The 17,549-nt window shown below is 34.6% G+C and carries 32 protein-coding genes; 31 read left to right on the top strand and 1 reads right to left on the bottom strand.

What is annotated here, in order from left to right:
* The first annotated feature begins 230 nt into the window (after positions 1-230).
* The 28 genes from rplC (at position 231) to rplQ (ending at position 14,020) form a co-directional block, all read left to right on the top strand.
* A complete protein-coding gene (rplC, locus tag JI747_RS06140) occupies positions 231-854 on the top strand; it encodes a 50S ribosomal protein L3 (RefSeq protein WP_225687011.1) in 624 nt (207 codons plus the stop codon).
* Positions 845-1,474 (top strand): 50S ribosomal protein L4, encoded by a 630-nt coding sequence (gene rplD / locus JI747_RS06135; RefSeq protein WP_225687010.1) that lies wholly within the window; start codon positions 845-847, stop codon positions 1,472-1,474. The genes rplC and rplD overlap by 10 nt, the downstream gene beginning before the upstream one ends.
* A gap of 3 nt (positions 1,475-1,477) precedes the next feature.
* The gene (gene rplW, locus JI747_RS06130; RefSeq protein ID WP_039364049.1) at positions 1,478-1,768 is read left to right on the top strand and encodes a 50S ribosomal protein L23; all 291 of its coding nucleotides are present in this window, start codon (positions 1,478-1,480) and stop codon (positions 1,766-1,768) included.
* Between the two features lie 22 nt (positions 1,769-1,790).
* On the top strand, positions 1,791-2,612 hold the full coding sequence (rplB, locus tag JI747_RS06125; protein ID WP_103246794.1) for a 50S ribosomal protein L2: 822 nt from the start codon (positions 1,791-1,793) through the stop codon (positions 2,610-2,612).
* 2 nt (positions 2,613-2,614) lie between these two features.
* Positions 2,615-2,893, top strand: coding sequence for a 30S ribosomal protein S19 (gene rpsS, locus JI747_RS06120; RefSeq protein ID WP_034678015.1), 279 nt, complete (start codon positions 2,615-2,617; stop codon positions 2,891-2,893).
* 2 nt (positions 2,894-2,895) lie between these two features.
* On the top strand, positions 2,896-3,294 hold the full coding sequence (rplV, locus tag JI747_RS06115; protein ID WP_225687009.1) for a 50S ribosomal protein L22: 399 nt from the start codon (positions 2,896-2,898) through the stop codon (positions 3,292-3,294).
* A gap of 7 nt (positions 3,295-3,301) precedes the next feature.
* A complete protein-coding gene (gene rpsC, locus JI747_RS06110) occupies positions 3,302-4,039 on the top strand; it encodes a 30S ribosomal protein S3 (protein ID WP_039364061.1) in 738 nt (245 codons plus the stop codon).
* A gap of 90 nt (positions 4,040-4,129) precedes the next feature.
* The gene (gene rplP / locus JI747_RS06105) at positions 4,130-4,555 is read left to right on the top strand and encodes a 50S ribosomal protein L16 (protein ID WP_039364064.1); all 426 of its coding nucleotides are present in this window, start codon (positions 4,130-4,132) and stop codon (positions 4,553-4,555) included.
* A gap of 12 nt (positions 4,556-4,567) precedes the next feature.
* On the top strand, positions 4,568-4,753 hold the full coding sequence (rpmC, locus tag JI747_RS06100) for a 50S ribosomal protein L29 (RefSeq protein WP_225687008.1): 186 nt from the start codon (positions 4,568-4,570) through the stop codon (positions 4,751-4,753).
* 12 nt (positions 4,754-4,765) lie between these two features.
* Complete coding sequence (gene rpsQ / locus JI747_RS06095; protein WP_039364070.1) at positions 4,766-5,020, top strand: 30S ribosomal protein S17; 255 nt, start codon at positions 4,766-4,768, stop codon at positions 5,018-5,020.
* A 2-nt stretch (positions 5,021-5,022) separates the two neighbouring features.
* The gene (gene rplN / locus JI747_RS06090) at positions 5,023-5,391 is read left to right on the top strand and encodes a 50S ribosomal protein L14 (protein ID WP_007839504.1); all 369 of its coding nucleotides are present in this window, start codon (positions 5,023-5,025) and stop codon (positions 5,389-5,391) included.
* 19 nt (positions 5,392-5,410) lie between these two features.
* Positions 5,411-5,737, top strand: coding sequence for a 50S ribosomal protein L24 (gene rplX / locus JI747_RS06085; protein ID WP_225687006.1), 327 nt, complete (start codon positions 5,411-5,413; stop codon positions 5,735-5,737).
* 13 nt (positions 5,738-5,750) lie between these two features.
* Positions 5,751-6,302, top strand: a complete 552-nt coding sequence (gene rplE / locus JI747_RS06080; RefSeq protein ID WP_039364081.1) for a 50S ribosomal protein L5 — start codon at positions 5,751-5,753, stop codon at positions 6,300-6,302.
* Between the two features lie 3 nt (positions 6,303-6,305).
* A complete protein-coding gene (gene rpsN / locus JI747_RS06075) occupies positions 6,306-6,575 on the top strand; it encodes a 30S ribosomal protein S14 (RefSeq protein WP_029297771.1) in 270 nt (89 codons plus the stop codon).
* A gap of 148 nt (positions 6,576-6,723) precedes the next feature.
* The gene (rpsH, locus tag JI747_RS06070; RefSeq protein ID WP_225687004.1) at positions 6,724-7,122 is read left to right on the top strand and encodes a 30S ribosomal protein S8; all 399 of its coding nucleotides are present in this window, start codon (positions 6,724-6,726) and stop codon (positions 7,120-7,122) included.
* Between the two features lie 17 nt (positions 7,123-7,139).
* Positions 7,140-7,685, top strand: a complete 546-nt coding sequence (gene rplF, locus JI747_RS06065; protein ID WP_225687003.1) for a 50S ribosomal protein L6 — start codon at positions 7,140-7,142, stop codon at positions 7,683-7,685.
* Between the two features lie 15 nt (positions 7,686-7,700).
* Positions 7,701-8,054 carry a 50S ribosomal protein L18 gene (gene rplR / locus JI747_RS06060; RefSeq protein WP_225687002.1) on the top strand — a complete coding sequence of 118 codons (354 nt, stop codon included), beginning with the start codon at positions 7,701-7,703 and terminating at the stop codon, positions 8,052-8,054.
* A gap of 19 nt (positions 8,055-8,073) precedes the next feature.
* Positions 8,074-8,595, top strand: a complete 522-nt coding sequence (gene rpsE, locus JI747_RS06055; RefSeq protein WP_007839495.1) for a 30S ribosomal protein S5 — start codon at positions 8,074-8,076, stop codon at positions 8,593-8,595.
* Positions 8,596-8,605: 10 nt separating this feature from the next.
* A complete protein-coding gene (gene rpmD, locus JI747_RS06050; protein WP_029297759.1) occupies positions 8,606-8,782 on the top strand; it encodes a 50S ribosomal protein L30 in 177 nt (58 codons plus the stop codon).
* Between the two features lie 19 nt (positions 8,783-8,801).
* Complete coding sequence (rplO, locus tag JI747_RS06045; RefSeq protein WP_039364094.1) at positions 8,802-9,251, top strand: 50S ribosomal protein L15; 450 nt, start codon at positions 8,802-8,804, stop codon at positions 9,249-9,251.
* Positions 9,252-9,260: 9 nt separating this feature from the next.
* The gene (secY, locus tag JI747_RS06040; RefSeq protein ID WP_039364097.1) at positions 9,261-10,640 is read left to right on the top strand and encodes a preprotein translocase subunit SecY; all 1,380 of its coding nucleotides are present in this window, start codon (positions 9,261-9,263) and stop codon (positions 10,638-10,640) included.
* Positions 10,641-10,643: 3 nt separating this feature from the next.
* The gene (infA, locus tag JI747_RS06035) at positions 10,644-10,859 is read left to right on the top strand and encodes a translation initiation factor IF-1 (protein ID WP_034684855.1); all 216 of its coding nucleotides are present in this window, start codon (positions 10,644-10,646) and stop codon (positions 10,857-10,859) included.
* Between the two features lie 64 nt (positions 10,860-10,923).
* Positions 10,924-11,040, top strand: coding sequence for a 50S ribosomal protein L36 (rpmJ, locus tag JI747_RS06030; protein WP_007839480.1), 117 nt, complete (start codon positions 10,924-10,926; stop codon positions 11,038-11,040).
* Between the two features lie 9 nt (positions 11,041-11,049).
* Entirely contained in the window at positions 11,050-11,427 is a 378-nt protein-coding gene (rpsM, locus tag JI747_RS06025) for a 30S ribosomal protein S13 (RefSeq protein ID WP_007839478.1), read from the top strand.
* Positions 11,428-11,439: 12 nt separating this feature from the next.
* Entirely contained in the window at positions 11,440-11,829 is a 390-nt protein-coding gene (rpsK, locus tag JI747_RS06020) for a 30S ribosomal protein S11 (RefSeq protein ID WP_039364102.1), read from the top strand.
* Between the two features lie 19 nt (positions 11,830-11,848).
* Positions 11,849-12,457, top strand: coding sequence for a 30S ribosomal protein S4 (gene rpsD, locus JI747_RS06015; protein ID WP_225687001.1), 609 nt, complete (start codon positions 11,849-11,851; stop codon positions 12,455-12,457).
* Positions 12,458-12,490: 33 nt separating this feature from the next.
* On the top strand, positions 12,491-13,486 hold the full coding sequence (locus tag JI747_RS06010; protein WP_225687000.1) for a DNA-directed RNA polymerase subunit alpha: 996 nt from the start codon (positions 12,491-12,493) through the stop codon (positions 13,484-13,486).
* Positions 13,487-13,492: 6 nt separating this feature from the next.
* Positions 13,493-14,020 (top strand): 50S ribosomal protein L17, encoded by a 528-nt coding sequence (gene rplQ, locus JI747_RS06005; protein WP_225686999.1) that lies wholly within the window; start codon positions 13,493-13,495, stop codon positions 14,018-14,020.
* 57 nt (positions 14,021-14,077) lie between these two features.
* Here rplQ and JI747_RS06000 read toward each other — a convergent pair whose 3' ends face one another.
* Positions 14,078-14,497, bottom strand: a complete 420-nt coding sequence (locus tag JI747_RS06000) for a hypothetical protein (protein WP_225686998.1) — start codon at positions 14,495-14,497, stop codon at positions 14,078-14,080.
* A gap of 180 nt (positions 14,498-14,677) precedes the next feature.
* Here JI747_RS06000 and JI747_RS05995 point away from each other — a divergent pair, with 180 nt between their 5' ends.
* The 3 genes from JI747_RS05995 (at position 14,678) to JI747_RS05985 (ending at position 17,536) form a co-directional block, all read left to right on the top strand.
* Positions 14,678-15,310: a response regulator gene (locus JI747_RS05995; RefSeq protein ID WP_225686996.1), complete on the top strand. Its 633-nt coding sequence runs from the start codon at positions 14,678-14,680 to the stop codon at positions 15,308-15,310.
* A 6-nt stretch (positions 15,311-15,316) separates the two neighbouring features.
* The gene (locus JI747_RS05990) at positions 15,317-16,132 is read left to right on the top strand and encodes a hypothetical protein (protein WP_225686995.1); all 816 of its coding nucleotides are present in this window, start codon (positions 15,317-15,319) and stop codon (positions 16,130-16,132) included.
* A 618-nt stretch (positions 16,133-16,750) separates the two neighbouring features.
* On the top strand, positions 16,751-17,536 hold the full coding sequence (locus tag JI747_RS05985; RefSeq protein ID WP_225686994.1) for a sensor histidine kinase: 786 nt from the start codon (positions 16,751-16,753) through the stop codon (positions 17,534-17,536).
* Positions 17,537-17,549 lie beyond the last annotated feature (13 nt).

The raw sequence follows: 17,549 nt of genomic DNA, 5'->3' as shown, positions 1-17,549 counted from the left end.
TTCCGTAATTCAAAAATATTTTCACTAAAATTCAGCCTCAATTTTCCTAAAATTACCTAATTGATTAAAAATCAAAATATTTTGTTGTAAATATTTGTAGGTTTCAAAATTATTCATACATTTGCACACTCATTTTAGGGGCGTAGTATGCCTATATCAAAAGTAGAAATTACTTCAGACTCCTTAAAAATGGTGATAAATAAAGGATAAATTTTATTATAACATAAACAATGTCAGGTATTATTGGTAAAAAAATCGGTATGACATCTTTGTTTAACGAAGAAGGAAAAAACATTCCTTGTACAGTTATTCAAGCAGGTCCATGCTCGATTTTACAGGTCAGAACCTTAGAAGTTGACGGTTATGCAGCTGTTCAATTAGGTTTCGATGACAAGAGTGAGAAGAACGTTGGTAAAGCGTTAGCTGGTCATTTCAAAAAGGCTGGTTCTGCTCCTAAAGCTAAATTAGTAGAATTCCACGATGGGTTTACTGAAGCTAAAGTAGGAGAGGAAGTGAAAGTTGATCTATTCATCGAAGGTGAATATGTAGATGTAACTGGAACTTCTAAAGGTAAAGGTTTCCAAGGTGTTGTTAAAAGACACGGATTTGGAGGTGTAATGCAGGCAACTCATGGTCAGCACAACAGACTTAGAGCTCCAGGTTCTATCGGTGCTGGTTCAGACCCTTCAAGAGTATTCAAAGGGATGAGAATGGCTGGAAGAATGGGAGGTAAGCAGGTAACTGTTCAAAACCTTCAAGTATTAAAAGTGGATCAAGAACAAAATCTTTTAGTAGTAAAAGGTGCTGTTCCGGGAGCTAAAAATTCTTATGTAATTATCAGAAAATGGAACTAGTAGTATTAAATACATCAGGAAAAGAGACCGGAAGAAAAGTAACTCTAGACGAAACAGTATTCGGAATTGAGCCAAATCAGCACGCGGTTTACTTAGAAGTTAAACAGTACCTTGCTGCACAAAGACAAGGGACTCATAAAGCAAAAGAAAGAAGCGAAATTACTGCTTCTACTAAAAAGCTTAAGAAGCAAAAAGGATCTGGTTCTGCTAGATATGGTGATATTAAATCTCCAACTTTCAGAGGTGGAGGTAGAGTATTCGGACCAAAACCAAGAGACTACAGATTCAAATTGAACAAAGCTCTTAAGAGATTGGCTAAGAAATCTGTTTTATCTCAGAAAATGAGAGACAACAGCATCAAAGTTTTAGAAGATGTGAGCTTAAACGCTCCTAAGACTAAAGATTTCATTACTTTGTTAGATGCATTGACATTGAACGGTAAAAAATCTTTATTCATTCTTCCTGAAGCTAACAAGAATGTGTATTTGTCTTCAAGAAACTTACCTAAAACTAAAGTAATGAACTTCAACGAAGTAAGTTCTTATGACTTAGTAAATGCAGGTGAGATTGTATTCTTCGAAGGTGCAGTTGAAAAATTCCAGGAAAATTTAAAGAAATAAATCATGTCAGTTATTATTAAACCAGTTATCTCAGAAAAGGCTAATTACCTTACAGATTTAAGAGGTTCTTATTCTTTCTTAGTAAACACTAAGGCGAATAAAATCGAGATCAAAAAGGCTGTTGAAGCAGCTTACGGTGTAAAAGTAGCAGACGTTAACACAATGATTTATGCTCCGAAGGTTTCTTCGAAATACACTAAAAAAGGTCTTCAAGTAGGAAAGACAAACAAATTGAAAAAAGCGGTAATCAAACTTGCTGAAGGTGAGGTTATCGATATTTTTGCTGTAAATTAATTATTAATTATAAATAATAGTAATGTCTGTTAGAAAATTAAAACCTATCACCCCGGGACAGAGATTCAGAATTGTAAACAATTTTGAGGAAATTACTACCAACAAACCAGAGAAATCTCTAACAGTTGGTATTAAAAAGTCAGGTGGACGTAACCAAACAGGTAAAATGACCATGCGTTACACCGGAGGTGGACACAAAAAGAAATACAGAATTATTGACTTCAAAAGAAACAAAGCAAACGTTGAAGCAACTGTAAAATCTGTAGAGTATGATCCAAACAGAACTGCATTTATCGCTTTATTAGAGTACGCAGACGGAGAGAAGAGATATATCATCGCTCCAAACGGTATCAAAGTTGATCAGAAAGTAATTTCTGGTGAAAGCGTAGAACCAAATGTAGGGAACGCAATGAAGTTGAAAAACATTCCATTAGGTACTGTAATTTCTTGTGTTGAAATGAAGCCAGGTCAAGGTGCTATTTTAGCAAGAAGTGCTGGTTCTTCAGCTCAATTGACTTCAAGAGACGGAAAATATGCAATCATCAAGTTGCCTTCAGGAGAATCTAGAATGATCCTTACTGAATGTTATGCAATGATTGGTTCAGTTTCTAACTCTGATCACCAATTAACTGTATCAGGTAAGGCTGGTAGAAGCAGATGGTTAGGTAGAAGACCTAGAACAAGAGCAGTTGTAATGAACCCTGTAGATCACCCAATGGGAGGTGGTGAAGGACGTTCTTCTGGAGGTCACCCAAGATCTAGAAACGGTAAACCATCTAAAGGTTACAAAACTAGAAAGAAAAACAAAGTGTCTAACCGTTACATCGTATCTAAAAGAAAATAATTATGGCAAGATCACTTAAGAAAGGACCGTTCATTCATCATACTTTAGATAAGAAGGTTCAGGCAAATATAGAAGCTAACAAGAAAACAGTTATCAAAACTTGGTCTAGAGCATCGATGATCTCTCCAGACTTCGTAGGGCAAACTATTGCTGTACACAACGGGAAATCTTTTATTCCAGTTTATGTTACAGAAAACATGGTAGGTCACAAGTTAGGCGAATTTTCTCCAACAAGATCTTTCAGAGGTCATGGTGGTAACAAAAACAAAGGAAGCAGATAATCATGGGATCAAGAAAAAGAGAAAGTGCATTAGCACGTAAATTAACAAATCAAGATGTAGTAAAAGCATTACATAATGATTGCCCGTCTTCTCCAAGAAAAATGAGATTAGTAGCTGATATCATCAGAGGAGTAGAAGTAGACAAAGCTTTATACATTCTAAAATATTCTAAAAAAGACGCTTCAAACAAATTGGAGAAAGTTTTACTTTCTGCAATGGCAAACTGGCAAGCGAAAAACGAAGGTGCTGATATTGAAGAGGCAAACCTTATCGTTAAAGAAATTTTTGTAGACAGTGCAAGACAATTGAAGAGACTAAGACCAGCTCCACAAGGAAGAGGTTATAGAATCAGAAAAAGATCAAACCACATTACACTAATCTTAGGTACAAAAGAAAAATAATCAAGGTATGGGACAGAAGACAAATCCAATTGGTAATAGATTAGGTATCATCAGAGGATGGGATTCTAACTGGTTCGGTGGAAACGATTATGGAGACAGAATCGCTGAAGACTACAAAATCAGAAGATACCTTGAAGCTAGATTATCTAAAGGTGGTATTTCAAAAATTTATATTGAAAGAACACTTAAATTAGTTACAGTTACAATCACTACTGCTAGACCGGGACTTATCATCGGTAAAGGAGGTCAGGAAGTTGATAAATTGAAAGAAGAATTGAAAAAACTTACAGGTAAGGATATTCAAATCAACATTTTCGAAATCAAAAGACCTGAACTAGATGCAGTATTGGTAGCTGATAGCATTGCTAAGCAAATTGAAAACAGAATCTCTTACAGAAGAGCTGTTAAAATGGCTATGGCAGGTACAATGAGAATGGGTGCTGAAGGTATCAAAGTTCAAATCTCAGGAAGATTGAACGGTGCTGAAATGGCAAGATCAGAATCTTTCAAAGAAGGAAGAATCCCATTGTCTACTTTCAGAGCAGATATCGATTACCATATCGGTGAAGCATTAACTCAGTACGGTAAGTTAGGAGTTAAAGTTTGGATCATGAAAGGAGAAGTTTACGGTAAAAGAGAACTTTCTCCACTAGTGGGACAACAGAAGAAAGGGCCATCAGGAGGAGGAAACAGAGAGAGAGGCGATAGAGACAACAGAAAACCAAGAAGAAACAATAATAATTAAAAATTTTAGATCGTAAATTTTGAATTTTAAATTGCCGTTACTTTTTTAAAATCTAAAATCTAAAATCTAAAATCTAAAATTTAGAAAATTATGTTACAACCAAAAAGAACCAAGTTCCGTAGAGTACATAAGATGAAGATGAAGGGGATTGCTCAGAGAGGTAATCAACTTGCTTATGGAACTTTCGGAATCAAAGCAACAGAAGGTGCTTGGATCACTGCACGACAAATTGAAGCGGCTCGTATTGCTGCGACAAGATATATGAAGAGAGAAGGTCAGCTATGGATCAAAATCTTCCCAGATAAGCCAATTACTAAAAAACCTGCGGAAGTACGTATGGGTAAAGGTAAAGGTGCTGTGGAATATTGGGTAGCTGTAGTAAAACCAGGTAAAATTATGTTCGAAATCGGTGGAGTTCCTTACGAAGTAGCGAAAGAAGCTCTTAGACTTGCGGCACAGAAATTACCAGTAGTTACTAAATTCGTAGTTGCTAACGATTTTGTTAAACCTCTATAATCTTTGAATACAATGAAAAAAGCTGATATTAAAAATTTAAGCGCGGGAGATATTCAAACTCAGTTGACTGAAGCTAAAGCTCAATACCAAAAATTGAAATTGGCTCACAAAATCAGCCCAGTTGAAAACCCGATTCAAATCAGAGATTTGAGAAAGACAATCGCAAGATTAAACACAGAGTTAACTAACAAACAATAATTTCATTTTACAATGGATAGAAATTTAAGAAAAGAAAGAATCGGAGTGGTTTCCAGCAATAAAATGGAAAAGACTATTGTTGTTAGTGAAACGATGAGAATCAAGCACCCGATGTATGGTAAATTCGTATTGAAAACGAAAAAATATACTGCACACGACGAGAACAACGAATGTAACGAAGGAGATACAGTTTTAATTTCTGAAACTAGACCTTTGAGCAAGAACAAAAGATGGAGATTAGTAAGAATCATTGAAAAAGCTAAGTAATAATGTTACAAACAGAATCAAGATTAAAAGTTGCTGATAACACAGGTGCTAAAGAGGTATTGGTTATCAGAGTTCTGGGAGGAACCAGAAGAAGATATGCTTCAGTTGGTGATAAAATCGTTGTTACTATCAAAGATTCTACACCATCAGGAAACGCTAAAAAAGGTCAGGTATCTAAAGCTGTAGTAGTAAGAACTAAAAAAGCAGTTAGAAGAAAAGATGGTTCATACATCAAATTCGAAGACAATGCTTGTGTATTACTAAACGCAGCGGGAGAAATGAGAGGAACTCGTGTTTTCGGACCAGTTGCTCGTGAGTTGAGAGACAAAGAATATATGAAAATCATTTCATTAGCTCCTGAAGTACTTTAATATTTAAAATTTTAAAAAAATGTCAAAGTTAAAAATAAAAAGAGGAGATAACGTAATCGTAACTACAGGTAAGAAAGGTCTTAAAGGTAGTACTGGTGAAGTTATTGAAGTGATCAAAAAAGAAGGAAGAGACCCTAGAGTAGTTGTTGCAGGACTTAACATTATCAAAAAACACGTTAAGCCTTCAGCTTCAAATCCTCAAGGAGGAATCGTTGAAAAAGAAGCTTCTATTCATATCTCTAACGTAGCTTTAGTTGGAAAAGACGGAAAAGCTATCAAAATCGGTTTCAAAATCGAAGGAGATAAAAAAGTAAGAATCAACAAAAAAACGGGTGAAACTTTATAATTTTAAATAACACATGGAATATATAGCAAGACCCAAAAAAGCATATAAAGAAACGATTGTTCCAGCAATGATGGAAGAATTCGGATACAAATCAGTAATGCAGGTACCAAAACTTGAGAAAATCATTTTATCTCAAGGTTTAGGAGACGCTACTGCTGACAAAAAAATCATCGATTATGCTGTTGAAGAATTAACAAACATCACTGGTCAGAAGGCTGTAGGTACTATCTCTAAGAAAGACGAAGCTGCTTTCAAATTGAGAAAAGGTATGCCTGTAGGTGCTAAAGTTACTCTTAGAGCAAATAAAATGTATGAGTTCTTAGATAGATTAACTTCTTCTGCATTGCCACGTATTAGAGATTTCTCTGGTATTAAAGCTGACGGATTTGATGGTAGAGGTAACTATAACTTAGGTATCACTGAGCAAATCATCTTCCCTGAGATCGTAATCGACAAAGTGAAAAAAATCCAAGGGATGGACATCACTTTCGTTACTACTGCGAAAACAGATAAAGAAGCAAAAGCATTATTAACTCACTTCGGTTTACCATTTAAAAAGAACTAAGAAATGGCTAAAGAATCAATGAAAGCGCGTGAGCGCAAAAGAGAAGCACTAGTTGCTAAATACGCTGCTAAAAGACAAGCTCTTAAAGAAGCTGGTGATTACGAAGGACTTCAAAAATTGCCTAAAAATGCTTCTCCTGTAAGATTACACAACAGATGTAAACTAACAGGTAGACCAAGAGGATACATGAGAACGTTCGGTATTTCCAGAGTAACTTTCAGAGAAATGGCAAACAACGGTCTTATCCCGGGAGTTAAAAAAGCTAGTTGGTAATAATTACTAATTAAAAAATCGGGACAATTAAGTTGTTCAGATACTAAAGATAAAAAATATCAGACCGAAGATTTCTGAAGTCTGATATTTTACTCTTCAAGTCTTTGCAAAACTGATTGTTCTTTAACCAATAATTTATAAAAGAAAAATGGTAACAGATCCAATTTCAGATTTCCTAACTAGAGTAAGGAACGCACAAAGCGCAGGCCACAAAGTGGTGGAAATTCCTGCATCGAAAATCAAAAAGGAGATTACTAAGATTTTATTTGATCAAGGGTATATCTTAAACTACAAGTTTGAAGATAGCGCTGTTCAAGGAACAATCAAAATCGCTTTAAAGTACGACAAACAAACTAGCAAGCCTGCTATTAAGTCTATTCAAAGAGCTTCAAGACCAGGTTTGAGACAGTACAAAGGTTCTGGTGAACTTCCAAGAGTACTAAACGGTTTGGGTATTTCTATCATCTCTACTTCTAAAGGAGTAATGACAGACAAGAAAGCTAGAGAAGAAAAAGTAGGCGGTGAAGTAATCTGCTATGTTTATTAATTTTTAATCAAAGGAAAATGTCAAGAATTGGTAAAGCAATTATAACAATTCCTGCAGGAATTACAATCACTGAAAACGGTGGTGTAGTTACTGTAAAAGGTCCTAAAGGAGAACTTTCTCAGGAGCTTACAGCAGGAATTACTATAGAACAGAAAGATGGCGAACTGAACGTTAACAGACCATCTGATACTAAACAACATAAAGCGCTTCACGGTTTATACAGAGCGTTGATCAACAACATGATTGTTGGTGTAAATACAGGTTTCGAAAAGAAACTAGAACTAGTAGGGGTAGGATACAGAGCTTCTCACGCAGGTCAAAAACTTGAGTTAGCTTTAGGATTCTCTCACGGTATTGTACTAGAACTTCCAAACGAAGTAAAAGTTGATACATTGACTGAAAAAGGTAAAAACCCAATTATTACTTTAACGTCTCACGACAACCAACTTCTAGGGATGGTAGCTGCAAAGATCCGTTCTTTCAGAAAACCTGAGCCATACAAAGGAAAAGGTGTGAAATTCGTAGGAGAAATTGTTAGACGTAAAGCTGGTAAATCTGCTTAATAAATTATAAGTATTATGGCATTAAGTAAATTAGAAAAAAGAATAAGAATAAAAAGAAGAGTAAGAGGGAAAATCTCTGGATCTTCTGAATTGCCAAGATTATCTGTATACAAAAGTAATAAGGAAATTTACGCTCAGTTAATCGACGATAACAGTGGAAAAACTTTAGCTTCTGCTTCTTCTAGAGAGAAAGGAGTTGATGCTAACGGAACAAAATCTGAAGTTTCTGCTGCTGTAGGTAAAGCTATTGCTGCTAAAGCTATCGCTGCAGGAATTGAAACTATTGTATTTGATAGAAACGGATTCGTATACCACGGAAGAGTAAAAGCTCTAGCTGATGGTGCGAGAGAAGGTGGACTTAAATTCTAATCATTAAATTTCGGAAAATATGTTAGGACTAGATAATATAGAAAGAGTAAAACCGGGAGGATTAGAACTTAAAGATCGTCTCGTAGCTGTTAACAGAGTAACAAAAGTAACTAAAGGAGGTAGAGCTTTCGGATTCTCTGCTATCGTAGTTGTAGGTAACGAAGAAGGAGTTATCGGTTATGGATTAGGAAAATCTAAAGAGGTTGCTTCTGCAATTGCTAAAGCAGTTGAAGACGCTAAGAAAAACCTTGTGAAAGTTCCTGTAATGAACCACACAATTCCTCACCAAACTACTGCTAGATACGGAGGTGCTGATATCTTCTTAAGACCTGCTTCTCATGGTACAGGGCTTATCGCCGGAGGTGCGGTAAGAGCGGTACTTGAATCAGCTGGTATTCACGATATCCTTTCAAAATCTAAAGGATCTTCTAACCCTCACAACGTGGTGAAAGCTACTTTCAAAGCGTTATTGGATATTAGAAGACCAGAAGAGATCGCTAGAATGAGAGGAGTTTCTCTAACTAAAGTGTTTAACGGTTAATATATAAACAATGGCAACAATTAAAGTAAAGCAAGTAAGAAGCGCTATTGGTAGAACAAAAACCCAAAAGAGAACGCTTGAAGCATTAGGATTAAAGAAACTTCACCAAGTTGTAGAACACGAAGCTACTCCTTCTATCTTAGGAATGATAGCTGCAGTTAGTCACTTACTTGAAGTTCAAAAATAATTTTTAAAATAATTTTAAAATGAATTTAAACAACATAAAACCAGCTGCAGGATCTACTTTCAATTCAAAAAGAATTGGTAGAGGTCAGGGTACTGGAAAAGGAGGTACTGCTACTAAAGGTCACAAAGGACAGAAAGCAAGAGCTGGTTATTCTCAGAAAATCGGTTTTGAAGGAGGTCAGATGCCTTTACAAAGAAGATTACCGAAATTCGGATTCAAAAATGTAAACAGAAAAGAGTTTAGAGGAATTAACCTTGATACAATTCAAACTTTAATCGAGAATAAATCTATCACTGGAGATATTACAAGAGAAGTTATGATTGAAAACGGATTAATTACTAAAAACGAATTAGTGAAAATTATGGGTAGAGGAGAGTTGAAATCTGCGGTTTCTATCTCTGCTGACAAATTCACTAAATCTGCTGAAGAGCTTATTGCTAAAGCAGGTGGAAAAGCAATTACCTTATAATAGTAACTAATGAAAGAATTTATACAAACATTAAAAAATATTTGGAGCTTAAAGGAACTTAGAGATAAAATTATCTTTACTTTAGGTATTATCCTTGTGTATAGATTCGCATCTTATATCTCTTTACCTGCAATTAACCTTGCAGAAGTAGGAGATCTCTTAGAGCATTATAAAAATCAAGGCGGTAACAAGCAAGGAGCAGGTCTCCTTGGCTTGCTTTCGTCGTTTACGGGGGGAGCTTTCAGCCACGCTTCCGTAATGGCGTTGGGTATCATGCCTTATATTTCTGCTTCTATTATTGTTCAGTTGATGGGGATGGCTATTCCTTATCTTCAGAAACTTCAGAAAGATGGAGAGTCAGGTAGAAATACATTGAATCAAATTACTAGATGGTTAACGATCGGAGTTTGTCTTGTACAGGCACCGTCTTATTTAACTTCTATTACTCAATTGTTTTTACCTTATGCTCAGTTCTCGTCTGCATATTATGTAGAGCCAAATTCTATTATGTTCTGGTTACCAAGTATTGTAATCTTGGTAGGTGGTTCAGTATTTGCAATGTGGTTGGGTGAGAAAATCACCGACAAAGGTATCGGAAACGGTATTTCTATCCTTATTATGGTAGGAATCCTTTCAAGATTACCAGAAGCATTCGTACAGGAAATGGCAGTGCAGAACGGAAAAGGAGGAATGGGATCTATCATGATCCTTATTGAAGTAATTTTCTGGATGTTGGTTGTTCTATTGGCAGTAGTACTATCTGTTGCTGTTAGAAAAATTCCAATTCAGTATGTAAGCAGAGCTCAAGCAAGAGGAGGTGTAAACAGAAATCTTATGCAAGGAGCAAGACAGTGGATTCCATTGAAAGTTAATGCTGCAGGTGTAATGCCGATTATCTTTGCTCAGGCATTGATGTTCGTACCTGGTTTATTAACGAAAGTAGATGAGTCTAATACTTTTCTTGCAGGTTTTAAGAATGTTTTTAGCTGGCAGTACAATGTATTGTTCGCGCTATTAATTATTATCTTCTCGTTCTTCTATACTGCGATTACAATTCCGGTAAACCAAATGGCTGATGATTTGAAGAGAAATGGAGGTTTAGTACCGAAAGTAAGACCCGGAAAAGAGACCGCTGATTATTTAGATGATATTTTATCAAAAATTACCTTGCCTGGTGCAATATTTTTGTCTATCTTTGCAATCCTTCCGGCAATTGTGCATGGAACCTTTGTTCAGACAGATGCGTTCGCCCTATTTTTCGGGGGAACATCACTATTGATTATGGTGGGTGTAATTTTGGATACCGTTCAACAGATTAATACATATCTGCTGAACCATCATTATGATGGCTTAATGCAGTCTAAATTATCAAGAACGACTGGATATTAATTTATGGCAAAACAAAAACATATTGAACAAGACGGCGTTATAACGGAAGCACTTTCGAACGCTCAGTTCCGTGTAGAACTAGAGAATGGGCATATACTTATTGCTCATATTTCTGGTAAAATGCGAATGCATTATATTAAACTTTTGCCTGGTGATAAGGTGAAATTAGAAATGTCTCCCTATGATTTAACAAAAGGGAGAATCACATTTAGATATTAAAAACAATCTGCCAAATGGAGCGTATGTTCCATTTGGCTATTGTTAAAAAATAAATACTATCAAAATGAAAGTAAGAGCATCAATTAAAAAAAGAAGCGCTGATTGCAAAATCGTACGCAGAAAAGGTGTACTATTTGTAATCAACAAGAAAAACCCAAAATTTAAACAAAGACAAGGCTAAAATTAAATTATGGCGAGAATTTCAGGTATTGATTTACCAAAAAACAAAAGAGGCGTTATCGGTTTAACTTACATCTACGGAGTTGGAAGAAGTACTTCTTCTGAAATCCTTAAGGCTGCCGGTATCAGCGAAGACAAGAAAGTCAACGAATGGAATGACGATGAATTGGCTGCAATCAGAACTTATATCTCAGAAAACGTAAAAGTGGAAGGAGAGCTTAGATCTGAAGTGCAATTGAACATCAAGAGATTGATGGACATAGGATGCCAACGAGGAATACGTCACAGACTTGGATTACCTTTAAGAGGCCAGAGAACGAAAAACAACTCTAGAACCCGTAAAGGAAAGAGAAAAACTGTTGCTAACAAGAAAAAAGCTAGTAAATAATCGTTAGGAATTATGGCAAAACAAACTAAAGTAGTTAAAAAAAGAAAAGTAAAAGTTGAAGCTATTGGTGAAGCGCATATTCAGGCTTCTTTCAATAACATCATCATTTCTTTAACAAATAAAAACGGAGAGGTTATCTCTTGGGCTTCTGCCGGTAAAATGGGATTCAGAGGTTCTAAAAAGAATACTCCATTTGCTGCTCAAATGGCAGCTGAAAATTGCTCTGCTGTAGCTCACGAAGCTGGTTTAAGAAGAGTAAAGGTGTTTGTGAAAGGTCCAGGTGCAGGTAGAGAATCTGCAATCAGAACTATTCACAATTCAGGAATTGAAGTTAGCGAAATCGTTGATGTGACTCCTATGCCACACAACGGATGTAGACCACCAAAAAGAAGAAGAGTTTAATTTTTAGAATTTACCCATTATGGCAAGATATATTGGACCTAAAACTAAGATTGCTAGAAAGTTTGGTGCTGCAATCTACGGAGATGACAAAAACTTCGAGAAAAGAAAAAACCAACCGCCAGGACAACATGGTCCTAACAAAAGAAGAGGTGCTAAAAAATCAGAATATGCAGTTCAGTTAGCGGAAAAACAAAAAGCTAAATATACTTACGGTATTTTAGAAAGACAGTTTGCTAACCTATTTGATAAAGCACACAGAAGTAAAGGTGTAACAGGTGAAGTTCTATTGCAACTTTGCGAATCAAGATTGGATAACGTAGTATACAGATTAGGTTTTGCTAAAACTAGATCTGCTGCTAGACAGTTAACTTCTCACAGACACATTACTGTGAACGGAGAAATTCTTAATATCCCTTCATATTTGGTAAAAGCTGGTGATGTAATCGCTGTAAGAGAAAAGTCTAAGTCTCTTGAAGTTGTTACAAATGCATTAGCTTCTAAATCAAATTATGAGTGGTTACAATTCAACGATGAGAAGAAAGAAGGTACCTTCATTTCTGCTCCTGAAAGAATCCAAATTCCGGAAGACATCAAGGAGAACCTTATCGTCGAACTTTACTCTAAATAATTTTTTAATCAAATTTTTGCTCAACCCAATAATATGGCAATTTTACAATTCATAAAACCCGATAAAGTAATTTTACTTAACTCTGATGAATTTAAAGGTCAATTCGAATTCAGACCTCTAGAACCAGGTTTCGGGCTTACAATAGGTAATGCTTTGAGAAGAGTGTTGCTTTCTTCTCTGGAAGGATATGCTATTTCATCTATCAAAATAGAAGGTGTAGAGCACGAATTTTCAACTATTCCAGGAGTAATCGAAGATGTTACCGAAATTATCCTTAACCTTAAGCAGGTAAGATTAAAAGCTACAGCAGAAAACCAGGCTAATGAGCAGGTAGTTGCTAAAGTTTCGGGACAAACAGTGATCACTGCCGGAGATTTAGGAAAAGCAATCAGTGGATTTGAGGTTTTAAACCCGGATCTATTAATCTGCAACCTAAATTCTGATGTTACTTTCGAAATTACTTTCAACATTGAAAAAGGTAGAGGATATGTTCCTTCAGAACAAAATAAGTCAAACAATGCACCTGTAGGTACTATTGCTATTGATTCTATTTTTACTCCGATTAAGAAAGTACAATATAGCATTGAAAATTATCGTGTAGAGCAAAAAACAGACTACGAAAAACTTGTATTAGATATAGAAACTGACGGATCTATCAGTCCTCAGAATGCTTTAACAGAAGCTTCTAAGATATTAATTTATCACTTCATGTTGTTCTCTGATGAGAGAATCACGCTTGAAACAGAAGCTGTAAAAGCATCTATCCAATATGATGAAGAAACTCTTCATACAAGACAACTACTTAAGTCTAAATTAGCAGATATGGATCTTTCTGTAAGAGCCCTAAACTGTCTGAAAGCAGCTGAAGTAGAAACTCTTGGAGAATTGGTTTCTTACAGTAAGTCTGATTTGATGAAATTCAGAAATTTTGGTAAAAAATCTTTGACAGAACTAGAAGAATTAGTGCATTCAAAAGGTCTTAACTTCGGTTTCGACGTTGCAAAATATAAATTAGACGCTGATAATTAATTAATAATGAGACACGGTAAAAAATTCAATCACTTAGGAAGAACAGCTTCTCACAGAAGCGCTTTACTTTCTAATATGGCTTGTTCTCTAATTGAGCATAAAAGAATCAACACTACTGTAGCTAAAGCTAAGGCTTTAAGAGTATATGTTGAGCCTCTATTAACAAAAGCAAAAGAAGATACTACACACAACAGAAGAATTGTTTTTTCATATCTTCAAAATAAAGAAGCAGTTACAGAATTATTCAGAACTGTAGCTCCTAAAATCGCAGAGAGAAACGGTGGTTATACAAGAATCATCAAAACAGGTTTCAGACCAGGTGATGCTGCTGATACTGCTCTTATCGAATTGGTAGACTTCAATGAGCTTTATAATCCTAATGCTGAAGAGAAGAAGACTACAAGAAGAAGCAGAAGATCTACAACAGCTACTAAGAAAGAAGCTGTAGTTGCTGAAGCTCCTGTAGTAGAAGAAAAAGCTGCTGAGCCTACGGCTGAAGCTGCTGATTCTACAGAAGAAAAAACTGAAGAATAATATTCATTCAGGTATAAATAAAAAACCGTTCAGATTTCTGAACGGTTTTTTTATACTTTAGATTTTGGTTTTTGCCAGTTCAATGATATTATTTCCCTGGTCCAAAATAAGACTGTCTTTCTTTACAGTGGCTTTCATGTCCATTTTCTCATAAGTTGTCTCGTTTCCTTTGGATTCAACTTTGTTTAGGATAAAAGTTTTATTATTACTTCTTATGCTCACTGTGTTTTCCTTGTAGTTGAAGACAACCTTTACCAAAGTTCCGTCAGTTGCTTTATATACATAATCTGTTTTGATACTTTTTTTTCCGTTGACATCAATATTATAATTGATGGTTGAATCAATTTTTCCGTTGTCAGCTAAAACAGCCGTTGAATCCTCTGCTTTTAAAACATTCTTATTTCCGCTTTCATTCTTTTTACAGCTGATTAACGACAAAGCAACTGCTGAAATTGCTATAACTAGACCTTTTTTCATGATTTTTATTTTTAATGTATTGATAACAATTGTTTTCTATAATAAGAGAAATTTTGTTAAATTTAATAAAAACAAAAACTAAACCAATACCTGTGAACTCAAAACTTTAATATTACCCAAACGTGTAATTGTTTCGGCTTTGTTTTCTGTTGAAATTTGTTTCAGACAAAATCACAAAACATGAACATTTCCATAGCCATCGTAGAAGATGAAAAAAACTACAACAATGCGTTAAAGAAAGTCATCGATTATCAGGATGACATGAAAGTTGTTGCCCAGTTTTTTGATGGGAATGAAGCATTGAAAAAACTTTCAGATATTTCTCCGGATGTAGTGATGATGGATATTCAGCTGCAAGATATGCTTGGAATAGACATCATTGAAAAGCTGCGTAAGGAAATGCCAAAGACGCAGTTCATCATGTGCACAAGTTTTGACGATGACGACAAAATTTTCAATTCTTTAAAAGCTGGGGCAACCGGTTACCTGATTAAAGGAGAAAGTATGGATAAAATACTTACCTCTATCCGCGACGTTTACAATGGCGGTGCACCCATGAGCTTTTCCATAGCCCGGAAAGTCTTGCATCATTTCGAAAGAAAATCTTCAGAAGTAAAAGGTTTTGATGAACTCACCGAACGGGAAAAAGAAGTTCTTGAGCTTTTATCGCAAGGTCTTCTCTACAAAGAAATCGCGGATAAAAAATTCATCAGCATCGATACCGTAAAAAAACACGTTGGGAATATCTACAGAAAACTTCACGTCAATAATAAAGTGGAGGCTATTAATAAATTTAACCATTTTAAAAACTAAGAAACCATGAGAACAATTAAAAATTTGTGCGGAGCAATACTTTTCTTGCTGTTGATAAGCTGTAGTAATCAAAAAGGATTTAATGCATATAGTCCAAAATATGATCCTGTACCAACTCTTATGGCCGGAAAAATGGGGGTGTCATTCAAACAAAATACATACAATGAACTTGTGAAATTGAATTTAATAAAGAATGATGAATTTATTTTAGATAAAAGAGAATGGCAAGAAATATGTGACGTGCTTCAGAAAAATAATAAAATATCTTTAATAAGGCTTTATTTTGTTCAGTTTAACCAAAATAAATTTGGAGCAAAATATAGCGATTTGCAAAGTTATGATGGAAAATTATATATCTTATTAAGTTATTTTGATGGTAATGATAAATTAATAGGAGATAAATACTATGGAGTGATGTCTGTAAACTCAGGTACAGTTGAAGTGAGCCCTGAAGATTTTCAAATAATGTATGAAGATTATAAAAACAATATTAAACCTGTTATTAATCAATTTTGTTCTACAAAAGATAATACAGAATATTTAAAAATAGATGCGATAGATTTTGCAAGGCAGCAAGGAGGAATTGAAGCCCATGATAGATATATGCCGGTAAAATTTAAACAATTGAACTTTAAGTTAGCCGAGGTAGTAGATCCTGAAAAAATTGCACTTACAAAAAATAAGAGTTATTATATTCAGAAATACGGAAATAATATTGGACAGTTAACAACTCTTACTGATGCCGAAGATTCGTCAGGAAAGCCGATTCAGGGGCTTAATGATTATGATATGAACTCTCTTTGCCCTCAGCAATGTCCTTAAATAGAGTTTATGAAATTGTTGTTTTGATCTGTTTCTTATATTCAATTTATCTTTGGATAAGTAAAAATAAATCAAAACAACAATTTTTCTTTTTTCTATATCTGCTGCTAATTATTGTAGTGGATATCATTCCTGTTAATTTTCCTTTTCTGGTAAATTGTAATAGGAATATATTGTTTTTGGGATATATCCTTATTTCTGTTTGTTATTTTGGAACAATCTATTATAAAAGTATTCCAAATAATATTTTCAAAATTTTGACAGTTTGTTTTTGTAGTATATTTATTCTTTTTAATATTTACATTTTTCAGAAAACTGAACTAGGAAAATTAAATTTTATTTCAATTATAAGTCTTCCGGTTCTTTTTATATTTTTTTCAATAGCTTGGTTTATGTACAAACTTAAGAATGTTGATGAAAAAAGAATTACAAAACATTTTTTATTCTGGATAAGTTCTGGCTTGCTGATTTGGTCTGTGTTTTTTATTTTCCGGGCGATACCTATGTATTTTTTACAGAAAAATGATTCTCAACTTTTAAGTTTTTTGATAACCGTGTTTTCAGTCATTAATATTATGGTATATTTTTTATTTTTAATAGGATTAATATTTGCACAAAATGAAAGAACTCCCCGAAGAAATTAAAGCAACTTATATCCTTGCTGTACTCATAATGATGTTCTTTACAGGCTTCATTATTTTTGTGGTATTAATGTACAACAGAAAACAGCTTCTTTACTTAAAAGAAAAACAGCTCAAAGAATCAGAACACCAAAACCAGCTCCTTCAAAAAGAACTTGAAAAACAAAAATCAATAGAAAAAGAACGGGAAAGAATTTCTCACGATATGCACGATGATCTCGGTGCCGGAATTTCTGCATTAAAACTTCATGCAGAATTTTTGAAACAACGAGCTGAAGATGATAATTTGAAAAGTGACATCGATGAACTTTTAAAAACCTCCGAAGAAATGAATCTTTCCATGAGAGAAATGCTTTGGAGTTTAAACTCAGAAAATGATACCTTAGGAAGTTTCACAGATTATTCAAAAATGTATGCGCAAAATTTTCTTAAGAAAACAAAAATTCAGCTTACCACAGAAAGTGAAAATGTAGTTTCTGAAACAATGATTTCTACAGAACAGAGAAGGAATTTATTTTTGTGTTTAAAAGAAGCTTTGAATAATGCTTATAAGCATAGCCAGTCTAATCAATTAAAACTTTCTTTCGTTCAAAACGAAAAAGAATTCATGATGAAAATATCCGACAACGGAATCGGTATCAATCATGAAAAACCTGAAGGAAATGGGCTTCGAAATATGAAACGAAGAATGAAAGAGCAAAACGGGCATTGTGAAGTTACTATAGAAAACGGAACTCATTTGTTCTTCAAAATAGATTTATAAGAAGCCTGAAATT

The organism is Chryseobacterium tagetis (assembly GCF_016735585.2).
GTDB lineage: Bacteria > Bacteroidota > Bacteroidia > Flavobacteriales > Weeksellaceae > Chryseobacterium > Chryseobacterium tagetis.
This window is presented reverse-complemented; position numbering and strand designations above follow the sequence as displayed.

What these genes read in the sequence shown, in the direction of transcription:
- rplC (WP_225687011.1), top strand. Translation starts at nt 231, where the DNA reads ATGTCAGGTATTATTGGTAAAAAAATCGGTATGACATCTTTGTTTAAC.
- rplD (WP_225687010.1), top strand. Translation starts at nt 845, where the DNA reads ATGGAACTAGTAGTATTAAATACATCAGGAAAAGAGACCGGAAGAAAA.
- rplW (WP_039364049.1), top strand. Translation starts at nt 1,478, where the DNA reads ATGTCAGTTATTATTAAACCAGTTATCTCAGAAAAGGCTAATTACCTT.
- rplB (WP_103246794.1), top strand. Translation starts at nt 1,791, where the DNA reads ATGTCTGTTAGAAAATTAAAACCTATCACCCCGGGACAGAGATTCAGA.
- rpsS (WP_034678015.1), top strand. Translation starts at nt 2,615, where the DNA reads ATGGCAAGATCACTTAAGAAAGGACCGTTCATTCATCATACTTTAGAT.
- rplV (WP_225687009.1), top strand. Translation starts at nt 2,896, where the DNA reads ATGGGATCAAGAAAAAGAGAAAGTGCATTAGCACGTAAATTAACAAAT.
- rpsC (WP_039364061.1), top strand. Translation starts at nt 3,302, where the DNA reads ATGGGACAGAAGACAAATCCAATTGGTAATAGATTAGGTATCATCAGA.
- rplP (WP_039364064.1), top strand. Translation starts at nt 4,130, where the DNA reads ATGTTACAACCAAAAAGAACCAAGTTCCGTAGAGTACATAAGATGAAG.
- rpmC (WP_225687008.1), top strand. Translation starts at nt 4,568, where the DNA reads ATGAAAAAAGCTGATATTAAAAATTTAAGCGCGGGAGATATTCAAACT.
- rpsQ (WP_039364070.1), top strand. Translation starts at nt 4,766, where the DNA reads ATGGATAGAAATTTAAGAAAAGAAAGAATCGGAGTGGTTTCCAGCAAT.
- rplN (WP_007839504.1), top strand. Translation starts at nt 5,023, where the DNA reads ATGTTACAAACAGAATCAAGATTAAAAGTTGCTGATAACACAGGTGCT.
- rplX (WP_225687006.1), top strand. Translation starts at nt 5,411, where the DNA reads ATGTCAAAGTTAAAAATAAAAAGAGGAGATAACGTAATCGTAACTACA.
- rplE (WP_039364081.1), top strand. Translation starts at nt 5,751, where the DNA reads ATGGAATATATAGCAAGACCCAAAAAAGCATATAAAGAAACGATTGTT.
- rpsN (WP_029297771.1), top strand. Translation starts at nt 6,306, where the DNA reads ATGGCTAAAGAATCAATGAAAGCGCGTGAGCGCAAAAGAGAAGCACTA.
- rpsH (WP_225687004.1), top strand. Translation starts at nt 6,724, where the DNA reads ATGGTAACAGATCCAATTTCAGATTTCCTAACTAGAGTAAGGAACGCA.
- rplF (WP_225687003.1), top strand. Translation starts at nt 7,140, where the DNA reads ATGTCAAGAATTGGTAAAGCAATTATAACAATTCCTGCAGGAATTACA.
- rplR (WP_225687002.1), top strand. Translation starts at nt 7,701, where the DNA reads ATGGCATTAAGTAAATTAGAAAAAAGAATAAGAATAAAAAGAAGAGTA.
- rpsE (WP_007839495.1), top strand. Translation starts at nt 8,074, where the DNA reads ATGTTAGGACTAGATAATATAGAAAGAGTAAAACCGGGAGGATTAGAA.
- rpmD (WP_029297759.1), top strand. Translation starts at nt 8,606, where the DNA reads ATGGCAACAATTAAAGTAAAGCAAGTAAGAAGCGCTATTGGTAGAACA.
- rplO (WP_039364094.1), top strand. Translation starts at nt 8,802, where the DNA reads ATGAATTTAAACAACATAAAACCAGCTGCAGGATCTACTTTCAATTCA.
- secY (WP_039364097.1), top strand. Translation starts at nt 9,261, where the DNA reads ATGAAAGAATTTATACAAACATTAAAAAATATTTGGAGCTTAAAGGAA.
- infA (WP_034684855.1), top strand. Translation starts at nt 10,644, where the DNA reads ATGGCAAAACAAAAACATATTGAACAAGACGGCGTTATAACGGAAGCA.
- rpmJ (WP_007839480.1), top strand. Translation starts at nt 10,924, where the DNA reads ATGAAAGTAAGAGCATCAATTAAAAAAAGAAGCGCTGATTGCAAAATC.
- rpsM (WP_007839478.1), top strand. Translation starts at nt 11,050, where the DNA reads ATGGCGAGAATTTCAGGTATTGATTTACCAAAAAACAAAAGAGGCGTT.
- rpsK (WP_039364102.1), top strand. Translation starts at nt 11,440, where the DNA reads ATGGCAAAACAAACTAAAGTAGTTAAAAAAAGAAAAGTAAAAGTTGAA.
- rpsD (WP_225687001.1), top strand. Translation starts at nt 11,849, where the DNA reads ATGGCAAGATATATTGGACCTAAAACTAAGATTGCTAGAAAGTTTGGT.
- JI747_RS06010 (WP_225687000.1), top strand. Translation starts at nt 12,491, where the DNA reads ATGGCAATTTTACAATTCATAAAACCCGATAAAGTAATTTTACTTAAC.
- rplQ (WP_225686999.1), top strand. Translation starts at nt 13,493, where the DNA reads ATGAGACACGGTAAAAAATTCAATCACTTAGGAAGAACAGCTTCTCAC.
- JI747_RS06000 (WP_225686998.1), bottom strand. Translation starts at nt 14,497, where the DNA reads ATGAAAAAAGGTCTAGTTATAGCAATTTCAGCAGTTGCTTTGTCGTTA.
- JI747_RS05995 (WP_225686996.1), top strand. Translation starts at nt 14,678, where the DNA reads ATGAACATTTCCATAGCCATCGTAGAAGATGAAAAAAACTACAACAAT.
- JI747_RS05990 (WP_225686995.1), top strand. Translation starts at nt 15,317, where the DNA reads ATGAGAACAATTAAAAATTTGTGCGGAGCAATACTTTTCTTGCTGTTG.
- JI747_RS05985 (WP_225686994.1), top strand. Translation starts at nt 16,751, where the DNA reads ATGAAAGAACTCCCCGAAGAAATTAAAGCAACTTATATCCTTGCTGTA.